Annotated in this window: 15 protein-coding genes and 1 tRNA gene; 4 read left to right on the top strand and 12 right to left on the bottom strand. The window is 35.7% G+C overall.

Going from position 1 to position 17,819, the window contains the following annotated elements; translation table 11 throughout:
- Positions 1-624: 624 nt before the first annotated feature.
- The 3 genes from IEV50_RS00010 to IEV50_RS00020 all read right to left on the bottom strand — a co-directional run bounded on the left by IEV50_RS00010 (position 625) and on the right by IEV50_RS00020 (position 2,178).
- Positions 625-698 (bottom strand) — tRNA-Ala (locus IEV50_RS00010).
- Between the two features lie 140 nt (positions 699-838).
- A complete protein-coding gene (locus tag IEV50_RS00015) occupies positions 839-1,486 on the bottom strand; it encodes a chloramphenicol acetyltransferase (RefSeq protein WP_188411145.1) in 648 nt (215 codons plus the stop codon).
- Complete coding sequence (locus IEV50_RS00020) at positions 1,483-2,178, bottom strand: HAD family hydrolase (protein ID WP_188411147.1); 696 nt, start codon at positions 2,176-2,178, stop codon at positions 1,483-1,485. The genes IEV50_RS00015 and IEV50_RS00020 overlap by 4 nt, the downstream gene beginning before the upstream one ends.
- A gap of 76 nt (positions 2,179-2,254) precedes the next feature.
- Between IEV50_RS00020 and IEV50_RS00025 the strand changes: the two genes are divergently transcribed.
- Together IEV50_RS00025 and IEV50_RS00030 are read left to right on the top strand one after the other, a co-directional pair.
- Entirely contained in the window at positions 2,255-2,875 is a 621-nt protein-coding gene (locus IEV50_RS00025; protein WP_188411150.1) for a Crp/Fnr family transcriptional regulator, read from the top strand.
- A 244-nt stretch (positions 2,876-3,119) separates the two neighbouring features.
- Complete coding sequence (locus IEV50_RS00030) at positions 3,120-3,746, top strand: carbonic anhydrase (protein WP_188411152.1); 627 nt, start codon at positions 3,120-3,122, stop codon at positions 3,744-3,746.
- 118 nt (positions 3,747-3,864) lie between these two features.
- Here the strand turns inward: IEV50_RS00030 and IEV50_RS00035 are convergent, their stop codons facing one another.
- The gene (locus IEV50_RS00035) at positions 3,865-4,629 is read right to left on the bottom strand and encodes an SDR family NAD(P)-dependent oxidoreductase (protein WP_188411154.1); all 765 of its coding nucleotides are present in this window, start codon (positions 4,627-4,629) and stop codon (positions 3,865-3,867) included.
- A gap of 23 nt (positions 4,630-4,652) precedes the next feature.
- Entirely contained in the window at positions 4,653-5,492 is an 840-nt protein-coding gene (gene kduI / locus IEV50_RS00040) for a 5-dehydro-4-deoxy-D-glucuronate isomerase (protein WP_188411156.1), read from the bottom strand.
- Between the two features lie 219 nt (positions 5,493-5,711).
- On the opposite strand from kduI, the gene IEV50_RS00045 reads away from it, so the two are divergent.
- Together IEV50_RS00045 and IEV50_RS00050 are read left to right on the top strand one after the other, a co-directional pair.
- Positions 5,712-7,022: a M23 family metallopeptidase gene (locus IEV50_RS00045; protein WP_188411158.1), complete on the top strand. Its 1,311-nt coding sequence runs from the start codon at positions 5,712-5,714 to the stop codon at positions 7,020-7,022.
- 2 nt (positions 7,023-7,024) lie between these two features.
- Complete coding sequence (locus tag IEV50_RS00050; RefSeq protein ID WP_188411160.1) at positions 7,025-7,447, top strand: secondary thiamine-phosphate synthase enzyme YjbQ; 423 nt, start codon at positions 7,025-7,027, stop codon at positions 7,445-7,447.
- A 14-nt stretch (positions 7,448-7,461) separates the two neighbouring features.
- Here the strand turns inward: IEV50_RS00050 and IEV50_RS00055 are convergent, their stop codons facing one another.
- The 7 genes from IEV50_RS00055 to IEV50_RS00085 all read right to left on the bottom strand — a co-directional run bounded on the left by IEV50_RS00055 (position 7,462) and on the right by IEV50_RS00085 (position 17,791).
- Complete coding sequence (locus IEV50_RS00055) at positions 7,462-8,430, bottom strand: YihY/virulence factor BrkB family protein (protein ID WP_188411162.1); 969 nt, start codon at positions 8,428-8,430, stop codon at positions 7,462-7,464.
- Positions 8,431-8,601: 171 nt separating this feature from the next.
- Positions 8,602-9,921: a DUF3887 domain-containing protein gene (locus IEV50_RS00060; RefSeq protein WP_188411164.1), complete on the bottom strand. Its 1,320-nt coding sequence runs from the start codon at positions 9,919-9,921 to the stop codon at positions 8,602-8,604.
- A 396-nt stretch (positions 9,922-10,317) separates the two neighbouring features.
- Positions 10,318-10,704: a LiaF transmembrane domain-containing protein gene (locus IEV50_RS00065; RefSeq protein WP_188411166.1), complete on the bottom strand. Its 387-nt coding sequence runs from the start codon at positions 10,702-10,704 to the stop codon at positions 10,318-10,320.
- 170 nt (positions 10,705-10,874) lie between these two features.
- A complete protein-coding gene (gene rpiA / locus IEV50_RS00070) occupies positions 10,875-11,564 on the bottom strand; it encodes a ribose-5-phosphate isomerase RpiA (RefSeq protein ID WP_188411168.1) in 690 nt (229 codons plus the stop codon).
- Between the two features lie 374 nt (positions 11,565-11,938).
- The gene (locus tag IEV50_RS00075; protein WP_188411169.1) at positions 11,939-14,293 is read right to left on the bottom strand and encodes a TonB-dependent receptor; all 2,355 of its coding nucleotides are present in this window, start codon (positions 14,291-14,293) and stop codon (positions 11,939-11,941) included.
- Between the two features lie 79 nt (positions 14,294-14,372).
- Complete coding sequence (locus IEV50_RS00080; protein WP_188411171.1) at positions 14,373-16,358, bottom strand: c-type cytochrome; 1,986 nt, start codon at positions 16,356-16,358, stop codon at positions 14,373-14,375.
- A gap of 11 nt (positions 16,359-16,369) precedes the next feature.
- Complete coding sequence (locus IEV50_RS00085; RefSeq protein ID WP_188411173.1) at positions 16,370-17,791, bottom strand: 3-keto-disaccharide hydrolase; 1,422 nt, start codon at positions 17,789-17,791, stop codon at positions 16,370-16,372.
- Positions 17,792-17,819 lie beyond the last annotated feature (28 nt).

Here is a 17,819-nt window from a genome sequence, read left to right on the forward strand (position 1 = left end):
TTTATCAGGATTATTATCCTTTGCTTTAAAAATTAAATGTACATGGCTTGGCATAATACACCAGCAGAATAATTGTAAACCCAGATTTGTTATACTATATTTCAAACTATCTACTAAAACATCATTATATAATGGCCTCACAAATACCTGCCTACCGCAGGCAGGCATCTATCCAATATACTGTTGCAAAACTTACAAAGTATAAACCTTCTTTATTGTAGAATTTATATTTACGGCTCATTACTATTCCTATTGTTTTTCTTGCTATTTGTTTACTATTCACACGCGGCACGCGTGCGCCAGCGAAGGGGTGGTTTGGAGTTGACTTCAATCTAGACTGGCTTTTATCCCAATACTTAATTAACATTTGGAAATTAACTTTTTGAAAACCTTTCTATTATCAATAATCTGAAACAAAACAGGATGAGAACCATCTGAATATATTTTCTTTTCGTATAACAAAACTTTAATTGAAGCCATTTGGTGTAAATATTGGTGTAAATATGGTGTAAACATTTACCTTAAAAACACGAATATAAACGAAAGCCACCGTATAATAAAATGGCTTGAAACAAAAAAGGGAACGTATTAAATACGTTCCCTTTTCGTTGATGTACGATAATGTGGAGAATATCGGATTCGAACCGATCACCTCTTCACTGCCAGCGAAGCGCTCTAGCCAAATGAGCTAATCCCCCAATAATAAATATTCAATAACCAGGTAAATTATTATTAAATATAAGCCATTTGCTTAATGCAGCAAAAATAGCAATTACTTTCTCTAAAGCAAATGAAAATTAATCTTTAAATCTGAGGGGAAAACAATTTTAAGATAAGATTATCCAGATATTAACTCAGTTGATTTTTCATGAAGTAATTCCTGGTAAGCATCAACAAATTGCGAAACATGAAATCCATCCATTAAGGCATGATTTGCATGAATTGAAACCGCCATAATTTTCTTTCCGTTTTCATCCCTAACTTTACCGAAAGAGATTTTTGGGCAGCTATCTTTATACGAGTAATTACGGGCATGAGACAATGAAGTAAAATTTAACCAGGGAATTGCGGAGTAATGAATTACATTTTCGCCCGATGAAGCAGGGACTAAACCAGTAGTATTTTTAACCCTTTCAATCTCTTTACTTGCGTCAAGTCTAAAATCTTCGAAGTTTTCATGAAAATCCATATAGCTAAATCCGAATGTTCCGTTGGGACGGTTAATGGTTGCAGATGCATGCACCTGCTCATATTTCCAAACCTCCCCATCAATAATTCGATATTTAAAGTTTTCGATTTGATTTGCAGCAACCAGCGATTTATGCAGGTAAAGTAAGAAGAACGAAACTTCAAGTGCTTTCGCTTCCTTGTAGGTCGCAGTGCAATCTACATCAACTGTAGCACCAAAAAATGGCTCTTCAAAAGCATTGAAAAAGTTAAAATGATCTTTTCTTAACCAAGTATTGATATCTATTTTTTCGTTCATGATATTAATTTTTTTAAAACATCAAATAGGCTTTCCATTTGATAAAAGTTAGGGTGTTCAATGGTATGTTCAATATGCTCATGCGCCCATGTAGTATGGTAAGGAATGTGAACGGCATATCCACCGATTGCTAAAACGGGCAATACATCCGATTTTAAAGAATTACCCAACATCAGAAATTCTTCTGGTCTACAATCCAAATGCTTCAGCAGTTTTTGGTAATCCTTTTCCTGTTTATTGCTCATAATTTCGATGTGATGAAAATAATGATCCAATCCGGATTTGGTGAGTTTCCGTTGCTGGTCTAGCAAATCGCCTTTGGTAGCCACTACCAATTTATATTTTCCATGCAAAGCTTTTAAAACTTCTTCCACACCATCTAATAATTCGATGGGCTTATTCAACATTTCCTGTCCCAATTGTATCGCTCTGTTTATAATTTCAGGATTTGCTTTACCCTCGGTTATCCTTAAAACAGTTTCAATCATGCTTAACATAAAGCCCTTAATACCATAACCATAAAGCGGTAAATTGGCGATTTCAGTTTTATACAATTCGGCCAAAATACTATGGCGAGGCAAATAATCTTCCAATAAACCCCAAAACTGTTCTTCCGTTTCGCGGAAATAAGGTTCGTTAACCCAAAGCGTATCATCAGCATCAAAGGCGATAACCTTTATTTTATTCTTCATTGTTATACTTACTTTAGTACCACAAAATTAAACCAATTCAAATCATTAAGAAAGGACATTTGTCTCGCTTAGAATTATGTTACGTACTAACCTTACCTTTTTAACCTTTATTGAGCGTTTTTATGCAGAAAACAATCAGCAAAAAAACATCAACCTAAAATCCTTTCCTGCCGGATTTAGATTTATAGCGCAAGGCGAAAAAATCAGAAACATTTACATTATAAAAGATGGAATAACCAAATGCTTTATATCTGAAGAAAACGGCAAAAATTTTATAATCGAATTTTTAGGTAAAGGCGAAGTTGTAGGCGAACTGGAAGCCATAAAAAAAATTGACTGCCTTTGTAATGTTGAAGCAATAAGTGAAGTAACCGCTTATGCCATTCCAGATCATTTTTTCTTAAAACTTACCGAAGAAAATACAGAATTCACTAAAATTTTACTCCAGGAATTATCTACCAGAATTATTCAAACCAGTTCCAGGGCTTCTTTTCAACAGCTTTATACTTTAGAATATGGCTTAATGAAATTGCTCAAACTACAAAAGGATGAAAATATTTCGGTATCTAAAGAAGATATGGCTGCTTACCTTGGGATTTCTGTAAGGAGTTTCAACAGAACCTTGAAACAACTTAAAGCAAAAACTAATTTTAGTGAAGATGATGATTTGAAAAAGCTTTTGGAAAGGTTGGGATAAAAGATTTATAGAATCTTTATTTGAAACCTACAATTTAAAGACCTTTTAATTGCTAAGGCCAATTCAATTTTTACCAGAAAAAGCAAATTCGACAGTTAACAATTAATTCAAATAAATCTTATTTAATCTTCACGATAATATTTCCGTTGATAAACTTAAAACAATAAAATCTTTCATTAATTTTAGAGCATACAGAATTAGCTTCTGGAAAAGATTATTAAATCAATAATTTCAATTTTAAAAGATGAATTTACAAGACGTATTCAAGAACAATGAAGAATGGATTGGCAAAAAATTAGCAAACAATCCTGATTATTTTACTGATTTGGCAAAAGGCCAAAGTCCTGAATTTTTATATATTGGTTGCTCCGATAGTCGGGTAACCGCCGAAGATTTAATGGGTATACAACCAGGGCAAGCTTTTATTCATCGCAATATTGCTAACCTGGTAAATAACGTTGATTTAAGCGTAATGACGGTTTTAAATTATGCCGTTCGCCATTTAAAAGTTAAACATATTATTGTTTGTGGCCATTACAATTGTGGTGGGGTTAAGGCTGCTATGCAACCAGCAGATATGGGGATTTTAAATCCCTGGTTAAGAAACATCCGCGACGTTTACCGTACGCATAAAGATGAACTTAACGCTATTGAGGATGAAGGCGTTCGCTACAACAGATTGGTAGAACTGAATGTTCAGGAGCAATGTGTTAACTTATTAAAAACCGCAGCTGTACAAGAAGCAATAACTTTAAGAGGTTTAACCGTTCAAGGATGGGTTTTTGACATCCACACCGGTAAAATAATTGATTTAAAAATCGATTTTGATAACATTTTAAAAGATATCAAAGAAATTTACAACCTTTTTTAATAAGGAAGTAGTCAATAATCTAGCCTTAAAAAACCTTGATTATTTGAAAGCGTAAAATCAACGAAAGTCTGAATTTTTGGGTTTTGAGCCTAAAATTCAGACTTTTCTTTTTATAAACCTATCTTCCCATCCAGCCGCCATCAACAGTTAAGATTGTGCCATGAACATAATCGCCTGCTTTTGATGCAAGAAAAACTGTCGGACCTTTAAAATCTTCTGGGGTTCCCCACCTACCTGCAGGAATACGAGCCAAAATTGATGTACTTCTATCTTCATCCTCTCGTAAAGCGGTTGTATTATCTGTAGCAATATACCCTGGTGCAATTGCATTAACATTTACGCCTTTAGCTGCCCATTCATTTGCAAAAGCTTTGGTTAATGATGCAATGGCACCTTTACTTGCAGCATAGCCTGGTACTGTAATACCTCCTTGAAATGATAATAAAGATGCTGTAAATATGACTTTACCACTTCCTCTCGCAACCATATCTCTACCAATTTCTCTTGTTAAAATAAAAGGGGCAGTTTGGTTTACAGCAATCACCTCATCCCACATTTCATCCGGGTGTTCGGCAATTGGTTTACGTAAAATTGTACCTGCGTTGTTTACCAAGATATCAATTACAGGATGATCTGATTTTACTTTCACCGCAAATTCTGTAACAGCCTCTCTTTTACTGAAATCGCATTGGTAAGCATAAAACTTTTTACCTAAGGCTGTAACTTCTTTTTCTATTGAGCTGCCTTCAAGTTCCAGACTAGCAGAAACGCCAATAATATCGGCACCAGCTTCTGCTAAAGCCAAAGCCATTGCTTTTCCAATTCCTCTTTTACATCCGGTTACCAAGGCAGTTTTACCAGCCAAATCAAATATATTTAACATCCTATTTTATGTATTTCCAAAATTTATTTTAGTTCTGTTATTGCACAATGGTCCATATCTCCATAATCCAAATTTTCGCCTGCCATTCCCCAAATAAATGTATAATTACTTGTTCCGGCACCTGAATGGATTGACCAATTTGGAGAGATTACAGCCTGATCATTCTGCATCCAAATGTGACGGGTTTCTTGCGGCTGACCCATAAAATGGCACACGCTTTGGCCTTCAGGAACCTCAAAATAAAAATAAGCTTCCATTCTTCTATCATGTGTATGAGCAGGCATAGTATTCCAAACACTTCCCGATTTTAGCTCTGTCATACCCATTTGCAACTGACAAGTTTGCAAAACACTATTTACCAAAAGCTTATTAATTATTCTATGATTAGCTGTTTCAGGCGCACCCAATTCTACAATTTCAGCATCGGCTTTACTTACTTTTTTTGATGGATAAGCATGATGAGCGGGTGCAGAATTGATGTACAATTTAGCAGGCTGGTTACCATCAACAGATTCAAAAGAAACTTCTTTAGTACCTTTACCAATATACAGGGCTTCCTTATAGTTTAGTTCAAACTTTTCGCCATCAGCTGTAACAATAGCCTTTCCACCTACATTAATTATCCCCAATTCTCTTCTTTCTAAAAAGAAATTTGCTTTTAAATCATCAGGATTTGGCAAATCTATTTTTTGCCCTACAGGCATTGCTCCACCAACAATATATCTATCAAAATGAGATAAAGTTAGATTCACTTGGTTTGCTTCAAAAACATTTTCTATTAAAAAATTTTCTCTTAAGGCAGATGTGTCCATTTGCTTAACCTCTTTCGGACTTTGAGCGTAGCGGCTTTCGAATGTATTCATTGATTAAATTTGAGATTGATTTTGGGTGTGAATGATAATAGCAAATATATTTATACAAAGGCTAATAAGTGAATGATTAGGTAAATTATTGCAATTAACGCTAACACAACGTTTTTTAATTTGACAATACAATCATTACAGGAACACATTGAATATACACAAACTTGTAACTGAATTATTTGTTAATCAATTGTATCATAAAATAACTCCGAAACATCAATGCGTTTAATACAATTAACCTGTCTATTTTTAATAGCAACATTTCTATCTTGCAAAACTGGCTCAATTAATTTATTTAAAGCTGCATCACCACATGAAACTTATCAGCGCAAACTGATTACTGCTGGTTTGGAGAACACCGCTTTAGGTTCTGCCTGGATTAATGCATCTACCCTAAGCACGCAAAAAGCGTTAAAGATAAATTTACCATATAAAGAAACTGGTTATTTTTCTGCCGAGAAGGCTAATGCTACAGCCTACAAATTTATCGCTACGAGAGGAGCAAAGATTAATATATCACTTAAGAAGAAGCCTGAAAATGGTGTAGCCATTTACCTTGATATTTGGCGTTTACCTACTGATGGTGAGGCTAAATTATTAGCATCTGCCGATACCTTAGGCAACGACATTCAGATTGATGTGGATGAAAGCGGAGATTATTTAATCAGGCTACAACCAGAACTATTAAGAAGTGCTGAATACACATTGGAATTAACATCAGGACCATCTTTAGGTTTTCCAACGAAAACAGGGCGGGCAAATATTGGTAGTTATTGGGGCGATGGCAGAGATAAAAATAATCGTAAGCATGAAGGTGTTGATATTTTTGGCTCTTTTAGAAGCCCTGTTGTAGCAACCAGCAATGGAACAGTGACAAGAATTAACGAAAATAATTTAGGCGGCAAGGTAATTTGGTTTAGGCCATCCGGTAAAGATTATACACTTTATTATGCCCATCTTGATGAGCAAATTGCTAAAGAAGGTGCCCAGGTTTTAGCAGGCGATACTTTAGGATTGATGGGAAATACCGGAAATGCCCGTACCACACCACCGCATTTGCACTTTGGTATTTACACTTTTGGTGGCGCTGTAGATCCATTACCATTTATAAATCCTACAATTAAAACTCCACCAAATGTTGCTGCACCAATTTCTAATCTAAATAAAACGTTAAAAACTTCAGGGAAAGCAAATTTGTTAGATGGCAATACAATAAATGCATCAAAACTTACACAGTTGCAAACCGGAACGATTGTTAACGTTAATTCGGCGACTGGAAACTATTACAAGGTTACTTTACCCGATGGGAATATTGGTTTTATTAAAAGTGCTGAACTCACGCAGATATCAAAACAGAATAAAAAAATAAAGGTTACCAATACAAACACCGCGATTTACGATAATCCAGATGCGTTAGCACGAATTAAGGGAAATTTACAAGCAGGTATAAATGTAAATGTATTGGGTAATTTTGGAGATTATAACCTTATTATTGATGAGGAATCAAATACTGGTTGGATAAAAAAATAGAAATGAAAATATATCAGAAAGCATTTGCAATACGAGAAAGAAAACGAGGATTTCACTTAATAACGGATGAAATTGTTAATGCTTTCCCTGAAATTGGAAATTTAAAAATCGGTATTTGCCAGGTTTTCATTCAACATACATCAGCTTCATTAACCATAAATGAAAATGCAGACCCTACTGTCAGAATAGATTTTGAAATGTTTTTTAACAAAGCTGTACCCGAAAATGATCCTGACTATGAACATGATTACGAAGGTTCTGACGATATGCCTGCACATTTAAAAGCTGCTTTACTTGGTAATTCAGTCACCATTCCAATTAGAAACGGCAAACTAGCTTTTGGTACTTGGCAAGGCATTTATCTATGCGAACACAGAAATTATGGCGGAAAACGAAATATAATTGTTACCGCTTGGGGAGAATAAAATATCCACAATTACTATTTATCAGGAACTTGTTCTCGTATTTCTTTGTGATTGTCTTGTATGGAGTTTCCTTCGGTTTCTATTTCTATTTCTTTAGTTGTTACTGCGTAGTGCGATGGATGAATTTCTGAACCGTAAGCTATTGCATAGGCTTTAGTAAACTCTGCCCCGAAATATAAAATGATTGATGAATAATATGTCCACAATAGCAAAATGATTAATGAACCTGCTGAGCCGTAAGTGCCGCCCACATTACTAGAACCAATATAAAATGAAATAGCAAATTTACCTATCATAAATAGCACTGCAGTAACTATAGCACCAGATATTACATCTCGCCATTTGATTAATGCATCTGGCAATACCTTAAAAATCACACCGAATATAAGTGAGATTACGCCAAGCGTTATAATTTGATTTATGATATAGAAAACTACAACAGATACACCTTGAAAACGAGCTTGCAATCGATCATTAAATCCATCTAAAACTGTTGTAATAGATAGTGAAACCAATAAGATAAACCCTAAACTTATTATCACTGAAAATGAAAGAAAACGATTTTGTAACATCTTCAGCCAATCTCTTTTTGGTTTAGGTTTTAAACCCCAAATCATATTAATGGAATCCTGAATATCGCCAAAGACAGTAGTTGCACCAATAAGCAGAGTGATTAAACCGATGGTAAAGGCCACTGTACTTTTGCCATTTAAGTAAGCGCCTTTAATTATTTCTTGTAACTCTAATGCAGTTTCTTTACCTAAAAAACCAGCCAATTGCCCGTAAACCTGACCTTCTGCAGCTTCTCTTCCTAAAAAAATACCACAAAGTGAGATGATAACCACTAGTAGCGGTGCCATCGAAAAAACGGTATAGTAGGCTAAAGATGCACTTAACTTAGTTACTTTATGAGTGGTAAAACCCTTAAATGAAGCTTTTAAGACCTCCCATATTCCTTTTATTGATACTTTCTTCCTTTTCATAAATGCTCCGGCTGATATATATCACAACCGAAGATTTTTACTTATTGTTTGAGAAACCTCAATAAAAGATTAGAAAGGAGCGTAATTGAATATTCTTAATCCTTTTAAAACACTTTAATTTTGAATATTAAATAGATACCATAAATGATTGGTAAGAATTCAATTTTTGCGTTACTTAATTTTTATCCAGGCTACAATATCGTTAATTAGTGTTGCTGATACGCTGGAGAATGCTTGGTATTGAGCACCTGTACCCTTTTCAACTTGCTGACTTAAAAGATGATTTAATTCAGGATAAAATTTAAACTCTGCATTTTTGTTATTTGCCAACCCAGCTTTCCATAAATCAAAATCCTGTTTTGAAACCTGATAATCATTTCCACCTTGTATAATAAAAATCCGTGGTTTAGTTAATTTTTGTGCAGCAGCAACCTGATTGTAATTGTTAAGGTCTATCCAGTAAGAAGCAGGTAAACCCAATACTATCGAATCTGGCTTAATCGTACCCAATTGAGTTATTCTACCTTTATCAATTTCTTTAATCGCCAAATCAAATTGCGATTTAGCATTTTTAGCGGTATCATTTGATTTCTCAAATAGATATTTATTTTGTTCCTCAATCATATCGGCCAATTTTCTTGCAGGTGCAGCGGCCAAAATAATTCCGCCTAAATCAGGCACAGCAGCTGCAATTCTTGGGGCAAGCATACCGCCTAAACTATGACCAAAAAGATAAATGTTTTTCAAATCAGCACCTGGAATTGTTTTTGCCATAGCCAGTGCCGATTGCGCATCATCCATAACTTCTTCCTTAACTGTAAAAGCCTTTCCAAATTCGTAAGGATAAATTAAAGTTCTTTTAACGTATCTGATAGATCCAATGCCTTGAGCCGCTAATCCTGCTGCCAAATCTTTAAATGGTTTATTTGGACCAATCGTTTCGTCCATATCACCAGGACCAGAACCATGTACAAAAACTACCATAGGAAAGTTTTTATTGTTTTTTGGCGTGGTAATCACCGCAGCAAGTTGATGCTTGGCATCGGTGATGTAAGCCTGCTTTTCTGAATACAATGTTGTATCTGCGTATGATGGAGCTAAGTATTTTGTAACTGATGGTTTAGGAGCAAGAAAAAATCCAACGATTTTTTGTGTCTTGTTAAATCCCAAAATGAAATTCTGAGAACCTCTTTCAAACTCGCCTTCTACAGTTACAGCAAAAAATTCTCCTTGGGTTTTACTTTGGGTTGCATCCAATGCTTTAGCCTTACCTAAACTTTGGTTAATATCTGTCCAAAGTTTTTTTAATTGCTCTTCTGATAATTTTGCTTTCACAGTTTCATCAAAATTGCTATAGGCTTCAGTATATTTTTCCTCTGTCAAAAGTTGAAAAAAGTTGTTGGCACTATTAAATAGACTAATTACGTTTTGTGAGAATGATGCTTTTGATATAAATAATAGCGCAAATACTAATAAAATGCTTTTTTTCATGAAGTTACAATGTATTGTTTATTGGTTTGATACACCAAAGTTAATAATATTTGATTCCTATTTTGTTAAATTAAAACGAATTGGTTAGTTTTTTATTTAAAAACCATCAATGGATTTTCACGCTATTAAGATGTCGAACAATAGCGTTCAATTCCAACCAGCTGTAAAGGTTAAATTGTGATATCAAAAAAGTAAAAAAAAATTTAACCTGCTCACAATAATTTCGATTCTCAGCGTTTATGTATGTGAGAGCGTTAATTTAGATGACGGGGATGCTGCTTCGGCGGAATCCCCGTTTCTTTTTATATCAGGCTTGATTCCTCTACTTTCTGTACATTAAAAAGGGATACCTTTTTAAAAATGTCCCTTTTCAGATATATGATAGAGTTACGAATTTTAACTTTTTATTTCATGCACACTTGAAGTGTTTTGAAAATCATTTGAGAAATTTTTGAACTTGCGAGGTTTTAAAATTATACACAAACCTAAACCGATAAGCACCAAAGCAGTTGTAATTTTCGATAGTTCAAAATCTAAAATGGTGATATCTCTCAGTGTAAATATTGCACCAATTATAGTTAAAGCCAACCAGCCACTACCTTGGAAATTTTTACGATACCCTATCCACAAACCAGCACCGAGCATGATGGTATGCCAGCTTAATACCCAATGTGGTATGTCAATTCCAGTATTTCGCAGCAAGAATACAGAACCGATTACAACGATTAAAATGCCTAAACCCATTTGTTTATCTGCGTGGTTTTTTTTGATTAGATTTTCCATGACCTTTGTTTTTATATATCAAATGTATCATGAAAATGAAAGCCGGAGAATGGCTTTTCTTTAAATTACTTTAATTTATCGGTGAGTGAAGCAAAAGTATCGGTAGAAAGATTCGGCTGTTTTTAAAGATTAAAAAAATATCGGTAAAACACATAATTGCCGTCATCCTGCTACTCAAAAACTAAAATTTTATCGCCTTCAGCCATAATCACACTAGATGTTAAGCCGATAAATAGTCCATGAGCCAGCAAGCCATCAATTTGATTTAAAGCGAGTGCAAGTTTTTCAGGTTTATCTAATAGTCCGAAATCAACATCTACAATATAGTTCCCATTATCACTTATAAAGGTCATCTCATCCTTTTTTCTTAATACAGCTTTGCCATTCAAAGCTGCTAATTGATTCAAAACATATTGTAAGGCCAGCGGAACAACTTCAACAGGAACGGTAAATGCACCGAGCCTATCTACTTTTTTTGATGAATCGGTAATTATAATTGAGTTCTTACTTAAGGAAGCAATGATTTTTTCTCTGAATAATGCTCCACCTCCACCTTTAATTAAATTAAGAGATTCTGTAAATTCATCGGCGCCATCTATGCTGATATCTATTGAGCCTAACGTTTCGAGTTTCAAGATTGGAATGCCTAAAGAAAGAGCCAATTCTTCGGTTTTTACAGAGCTTGCCGCAGCTTTTATTTTTAAACCAGCCTGAATACGCTTAGCCAATTCTTTTATTGCAAAAGTTGCAGTACTGCCTGTACCTAAACCAACAACATCATTATCATTAACAAGTTGAACAGCAGCCTTTGCGGCTGCTAATTTTTCTTGGTCTTGCTTATTCTTATCAATGCCTTCCATAAAAGCAAAAGTAGAGATTTAATATTTATTTGCTACCAAAACAAAGAGCAACTCAGCTATTGGAAAGAATATCTATAAAAAAATAATCTCTACACAATAAATCTATTTTACAGCGTTTATATATTCGAGAGCGTTAATTTAGATGATGGGGATTCTGCGAAAGTGGAATCTCCATTTCTTTTTTAAGGCAGTTTACAAATCAGCTATAAACAAGAAAGGTTGTATCATAAAACGAAATGTCATCCTGAGCTTGTCGAAGGACTTGCAAAAACTGCCCTTTGAGGCATTTCGACAGGCTCAACGTGACAAGATTCATAGATAAATGATTTATGAGACGGCCTCTTCCTTATTTAATTCAATATAGTTATAACAAATTAAAACCTTCCAACTAACGAAACCCCATAAGTTTTCGGATTTCCTAAATGTGCTGCTCCAAAATCGTAAGCATAATCTATATAAGTTTTATTGCCAAGGTTTCTTCCCCAGAAAAACAAATCGAATCTCTTATTCGATACGCCCAATTTAGCGTTGAACAAATTATAACCTTTTTGCTCAATTTGATTGGCCAAATCGTAAAACTGATTGCCAGTAAACAACCATTCTCCACGGGCAATTAAATTAATTTTTAATGATTTATCCAATTCGTAAGCGTATTGAAGTGCAAGCATAGAAGTAATTTGGGGTGTGTATATTTGTCTGTTGCCGTTTAAATTTACTGTGGCACCATTTTGAGGCAATTGTAGCGAAGTATATGTTGCATCTGTATAACCAAAATTATAATCTACATTTAAGCCTTTAACGGGCTTCGCAGAAAGTTCTAGCTCCAAACCTTTACTTGTTAGTTCGCCAGCATTTCTGGTAATCGTAACGGCATCTGGCAAAACCAATACAGGAATTTGTGCATCTGTTAATTTAATATAAAATGCGGCAACGTTGATGCTCAGGCGATCATCTAAAAAAATATTCTTAGAACCTATTTCGAAATTATTACTGTATTCAGGTTTGTATGCCACTAAGGGTAAAACCGATGGATCAGAACCTAGCTGTGTAATACCACCTGCTCTAAAACCTCTGCTATAGCTTGCATAAATAGTAGTATTATCTTCAATTGAATACGCTAAACTAAATTTTGGGGAAAAAGCTTTGAAATTTGCTGTTGCAGCGGTATCGTTTTGTGTAACAACAGGTTCCATACCATCCATTAAAAATTCGCCTAAAGCAGTTTGTTTTTTATGTTCGTAATCGTAACGCAAACCAACTGTAGCAGCCAACTTATCGGTGACAGCGTACGTTATTTGTCCGAATGCAGCCAAACCATAACTTTTACCTGTATTGGTATTTAAGCTGGTAAAAAACGGAAATGGTGCGCCAACCAAAGCTGCATCAGCACCAAAGTATGTTCCTTGCTTTACCGGACTGTTTTGATGAAAACCATATAAACCTGCAACCCATTTTAAGTTTGAATTATTAGAAGCCGGAGAACTCAGTTTAAATTCTTGCGTGTAAACCTGAACTTTATTAAAGTCTTTTCCATAGTTATTTACAATGGAAACACCATCTATTGGAGAGAAATCGCCATCTATTGGTTGTGTATAATAACGGTAATTTGATTGATAAGCAGTTTGAGAACTAAAATTTATTGATTCGCCAGCATAATTAGCAGATAATGAAGTATTAAATAAGTTATCTACCATCTTGGTTGTTGCATTCTGATTCAACACAAATGGATTTTCTAAAGCATCGTTAACCGAACCCGCTAGCGGGAAAGTACCATTATTACGGTTTTCGTTGTGCTTAACATTTAAGGTTAATGCAAATTTATCGCTTGCTAAAAACTTTAAATAATAGTTACCTAAATAGCCATGCAGCTTATCAAATTTAGAATTGTTAAAAGAATTGGTGTAAAAACCATCCATACGGTTGTACAAACCCGCAGCTCCAAAAAATAATTTGTCTTTTACCAGAGCCGTCCGAATACCTGCACTATATCGCTGCTGACCAAAATTACCCACATCAACGCCTGCAAAACCCGAAGTATAATTTGATGGTTGCTTTGTAATGATATTAATTACGCCACCCATTGCATTTCTGCCATAAAGAGTTCCCTGCGGGCCACGTAGCACTTCTATTCTTTCTACATCAAATAATGATGCGATGTAAGTATCCAAACCGAATTGATTTACACCGTCGATGTATGTTGCAACAGCAGGATCGTAAGACGTTGTTCCAATCCCTCTTATTGAAGTTATATTCCGACCATCACCAGGGTTACTGCTATAAAGATTTGGAACAATCGTAGCTAAATCACGTGTGTTTTGAATTCGGTAATCTGTTACTTTTTCTGCAGTAAATGCAGTTATTGCCGAAGGAATTTTTTGAATATTTTCTTCGGTTTTTTGTGCCGATACCGTTACTTCATCCAATCTGGAATTCGATTGCTGCAATACCACATTTAAGGTTTCACTTCCACTAACAAGTTTTATAATGGTAGCATAACCTATTGCACTAATTCTTAAATTTATTTTGCCTGATGGAACATTGTTTAACTCAAATTCGCCATTAGAATTTGTTACTGTACTTAAATTTGTATTTAAAACCTGAATATTTACAGCAGAAATTGATGCAGCATTTGCATCTTTAACTGTTCCTGTAATTTTACTTTTTTGCTGTGCATTCACTGCAAAGCAGATTAACATACTTATGCCTATCAACGATAAGATTCTTTTCATTTTTTCGCTCTATCCATTTTAAAATAAAACGGCTGGTGTTTCCACCAACCGTTTAACCAACTAAACTAACTATCTTTTTTTATTTATCCAATGAATTAATCCATGCAGCAATTTTTAAAGCATCTGCCTTAGTTACCTGAGGCATTGGCGGCATTTCTGTTGAATAACCCGGCCAGTTTTGAGGCTGAGGATTATGAATTAAATTATAAATTTTCTCTGGAGAATACTTGCGCTTTGCAATTTCTAAAAACGGCGGACCGATTTGTCTTTTAGTGGGATTATGACAAGCTAAGCAGGTATTTTTCGTCAACAATCCTTCTACCTCTTTATACGTTGGCGCTTTTGATGATGCTAATGTTGTACTAACTTTTGCCCGGGTAGTATTTGTGGCACTTTTTGCTTCTGGCTTAGTTCCAGTTGATGCCTTTGGTTTAGCAGAAGGTTTAACTGGCGTAGACGAAGCTTTCGGTCCGGATTCCGAATTTTTTGTGCTTACTTCACTCATCGGTAATTTATCCCCATCAGCAATTTGATTTAAGGTATAATAAGCTACAGGATGAACCAAAGAATAAAAACCTTCTTTATCACGAACACCATCTAAAGTTAACGTGTGGATATAATACTGACGAAGATTTGGAATGATAAGTCGTGCTTTCATACCATCGGCAGAAACTTTTACACCAGTAATTTTTAAGGTTTCTACATTTACCGGAGGCGAACCATAAACCGGATGATATTTATAAATAAAACTTTCTGCTGCATACGATGCCAAATCTTCTGCTGATTTACGATCAACAGGTTTTGTAAATTCAACCTCAAATCCATCTGGCATTGAACGAACAGCTTTCATTTCGAAAGGCACTTTGTTATTGTAAACCAAGCGTTCTAAACCTTCGTTTGCATCACCAGCCGAACCCCAACCACGGTTGGTTTCGCCAACAAATAATGAACCATCAGTACCCCATGCTAATCGCAATACACCAGAACGAAATCCTTTTCTAAATAAGAAAGCAGCACCTTGTTCCTCGCCTTTTACAGTTTCAAGGAAAATTCTTGAGATAATACTCATGCCTTGGTCGCCAGCTAAAATTTGCCCTGCAAAAGGACCAAATGTGTTTTCCGGAATTTTAACAGGTTCTGATGATGAGATGCCTAAAATGCCATAGGGCAACCAAACAGAAGGCAGACGTAATTCTGGAAACACTTTTTTCATGTCAAAAAGCGTTTTAAAGGTTTCGTTAACTCTGTTTTCTGGTTTGATGTACCTACCTTGTTCGTTTTTAATGCGGCGTTCATCTATATTAGCATAGAAAAAATCTGATTGTAATTTCACAGGAGAATCTGGTCGGTCGCTCCATTTTAAACTTGCCGGATGACCCATAAAATCACCTTTATTCACTTTCCATAAACCGCCTGATCCTACCCAATCGCCTTGGTTTTCGGTATAATAAAATTGATTATCAATCATGCCAATACCAGCAGGAGAACGAAAGCCAGCTGCATAAGGAGTCATTTTACCATCTTCGGTAATGTTCATAGCCCAGCCACGCATTGGCACCTTACTTTCTCCTCTCCACCATTCTTCATCGCCGAAAGCTACATTCGCTGTTACCAGAAATGTTCCATCAGCAGCTATTTTTGGTCCGAAGCTATATTCGTGGTAATGCCCGCTAATTGGCCATGCATAAACCGTTTCATAAACATCGGCTTTGCCATCCATATTTTTATCAACCAATTTGGTTAATTCGCCACGTTGCGCAACATAAATTGCACCGTTCTTTTGGGCTATACCTAAAATCTCGTGTAAACCTGTTGCAAACTTGCGGAAATAAGGTTTCGTGCTTGTTGGGTTTTCAACAATCCAAACATCACCTCTTCGGGTAGAAATTCCTAAATCTCCGTTTGGCATAGTAACTAAACCCCCAACTTCTAAAATTGGTCCTTCTGGTACACGTACTTTATTAATTCTGAAAAAATCTTCTTCCTTTGGTGTTTCCTGGGCAAAAAGCGCAGAGCAACTTAGGCTTAGCGCCATCATTGCTAATGTTTTAAATGTATATCTCATCGTAATACAGACTAAAATAAAATAGAGTAATTTAATTTGCTTCCAATTGCTATAATCAGTTGCTTTTTACCGTTAACATCTTTAAGGATTGGTTTTTCGCCATTTGGAAATTGAAGATAGTATGCTTTATCATCAACAACGTACAAGCCTTTAGCCACTTCATTTATGTCGGCCACTTCGCCTAAAAGCAAGTATAAATCTTTAGCAGGTTGCTCCAAAGTAACCTCTCTCGATAAACCTTGTCCGTTATCCAAAACCTTTACGGCATCGGTAACTTTATTTCCATAAATCTGGTATTTAAATTCCGGGCGATCTTGATTATCCATTACATAACCTTTAGTACGAAAGCCTGTTCCTGCGGTATCGGTCACCCATGCAGCATCAGCGGTTGCCAATTTTGAAATGGCCATTACCGGTTTTTTTGTAAAGCGGGTTACACTACCCAATGGGCGAGAAGTTCCGTTACCGCGACCATCCCACATTGGGGTTGCATCTAAGAAACCTCCATGCCAGCCGTGTAATAATGTTCCATTGTCTAAATCGTAACTGTAAGCGGTTTGCTGCGGACTACCAACTGAAATGGCATGCACAGAACGTACGCCTGGCATTACATCAACAAAACTTCTAATCATGGTATTAACTGGTGCATCTACATAAATTGGATCTGCTCCACCTCCGCCACGACGACCGCCTTGTGCAGCTGCTGCAGGAAGATCAGTAATGGAAATATTTCTGAAAGCTATAGAACCATGGTCGCCTTGAATGCGGATTGGTGCCATTGCCTTTTCTGTTCCGTAACCACCTCTTGTAGCACCCCAAAGTTCTACGTTTTCGTGAATGGTTACACCATTTAAATCAACACTAATTAACCTAGCATTTGCTGTTTTTTTACCTGAACCATCAAATTTTGGTGCCTGAAAAACAATTTTAATGTGCTGCCATAAACCTGGTGCTTTACTTGCGTTTTGGCGTGGCGCAATACCACCATAACCTTTTTCACCCTCGGGCTTGTCATTATCCCAACGTTCGTACAAACCGCCGTTGTTTGAAGAAAGCGGATTTTTAACTGTCCACGAATCTTCCAATTGTATTTCGTAATTGTTTTGTAGATAAATGCCAGAATTGGTTCCTCTTGCTGTAAGGTAATCCAGTTCTAAAACCATGTCGCCATATTCCTTTATTGTAGTTAAATCAAAACCTACTTTTTTTGGTTCAGATATGTTTAACAAAATACCAGTTCCTTTGGTACCTTTTATAGAATTTAGCTGATCTAGATTTACGGTAACATCACCCACTAAAGACCAAGAATTTCCGGGTTCTTTAAATGCTGATAAATCTGTAAGTGCAATGTTGGGTTGTTGGGCTAATGCCATACATGTTCCAAGCAACCAGATAAAGGCCGTTGACCCAATTTTTAAGACGTTAATCTTCATAATATTTGGTTTAGTTAATAGTGCTGTA

The sequence above is a fragment of the Pedobacter mendelii genome, from assembly GCF_014635725.1.
GTDB lineage: Bacteria > Bacteroidota > Bacteroidia > Sphingobacteriales > Sphingobacteriaceae > Pedobacter > Pedobacter mendelii.

Excerpts from the sequence above, each read along its gene's own strand:
- IEV50_RS00015 (WP_188411145.1), bottom strand. The coding sequence starts at position 1,486 with ATGAACGAAAAAATAGATATCAATACTTGGTTAAGAAAAGATCATTTT.
- IEV50_RS00020 (WP_188411147.1), bottom strand. The coding sequence starts at position 2,178 with ATGAAGAATAAAATAAAGGTTATCGCCTTTGATGCTGATGATACGCTT.
- IEV50_RS00025 (WP_188411150.1), top strand. The coding sequence starts at position 2,255 with ATGTTACGTACTAACCTTACCTTTTTAACCTTTATTGAGCGTTTTTAT.
- IEV50_RS00030 (WP_188411152.1), top strand. The coding sequence starts at position 3,120 with ATGAATTTACAAGACGTATTCAAGAACAATGAAGAATGGATTGGCAAA.
- IEV50_RS00035 (WP_188411154.1), bottom strand. The coding sequence starts at position 4,629 with ATGTTAAATATATTTGATTTGGCTGGTAAAACTGCCTTGGTAACCGGA.
- kduI (WP_188411156.1), bottom strand. The coding sequence starts at position 5,492 with ATGAATACATTCGAAAGCCGCTACGCTCAAAGTCCGAAAGAGGTTAAG.
- IEV50_RS00045 (WP_188411158.1), top strand. The coding sequence starts at position 5,712 with ATGCGTTTAATACAATTAACCTGTCTATTTTTAATAGCAACATTTCTA.
- IEV50_RS00050 (WP_188411160.1), top strand. The coding sequence starts at position 7,025 with ATGAAAATATATCAGAAAGCATTTGCAATACGAGAAAGAAAACGAGGA.
- IEV50_RS00055 (WP_188411162.1), bottom strand. The coding sequence starts at position 8,430 with ATGAAAAGGAAGAAAGTATCAATAAAAGGAATATGGGAGGTCTTAAAA.
- IEV50_RS00060 (WP_188411164.1), bottom strand. The coding sequence starts at position 9,921 with ATGAAAAAAAGCATTTTATTAGTATTTGCGCTATTATTTATATCAAAA.
- IEV50_RS00065 (WP_188411166.1), bottom strand. The coding sequence starts at position 10,704 with ATGGAAAATCTAATCAAAAAAAACCACGCAGATAAACAAATGGGTTTA.
- rpiA (WP_188411168.1), bottom strand. The coding sequence starts at position 11,564 with ATGGAAGGCATTGATAAGAATAAGCAAGACCAAGAAAAATTAGCAGCC.
- IEV50_RS00075 (WP_188411169.1), bottom strand. The coding sequence starts at position 14,293 with ATGAAAAGAATCTTATCGTTGATAGGCATAAGTATGTTAATCTGCTTT.
- IEV50_RS00080 (WP_188411171.1), bottom strand. The coding sequence starts at position 16,358 with ATGAGATATACATTTAAAACATTAGCAATGATGGCGCTAAGCCTAAGT.
- IEV50_RS00085 (WP_188411173.1), bottom strand. The coding sequence starts at position 17,791 with ATGAAGATTAACGTCTTAAAAATTGGGTCAACGGCCTTTATCTGGTTG.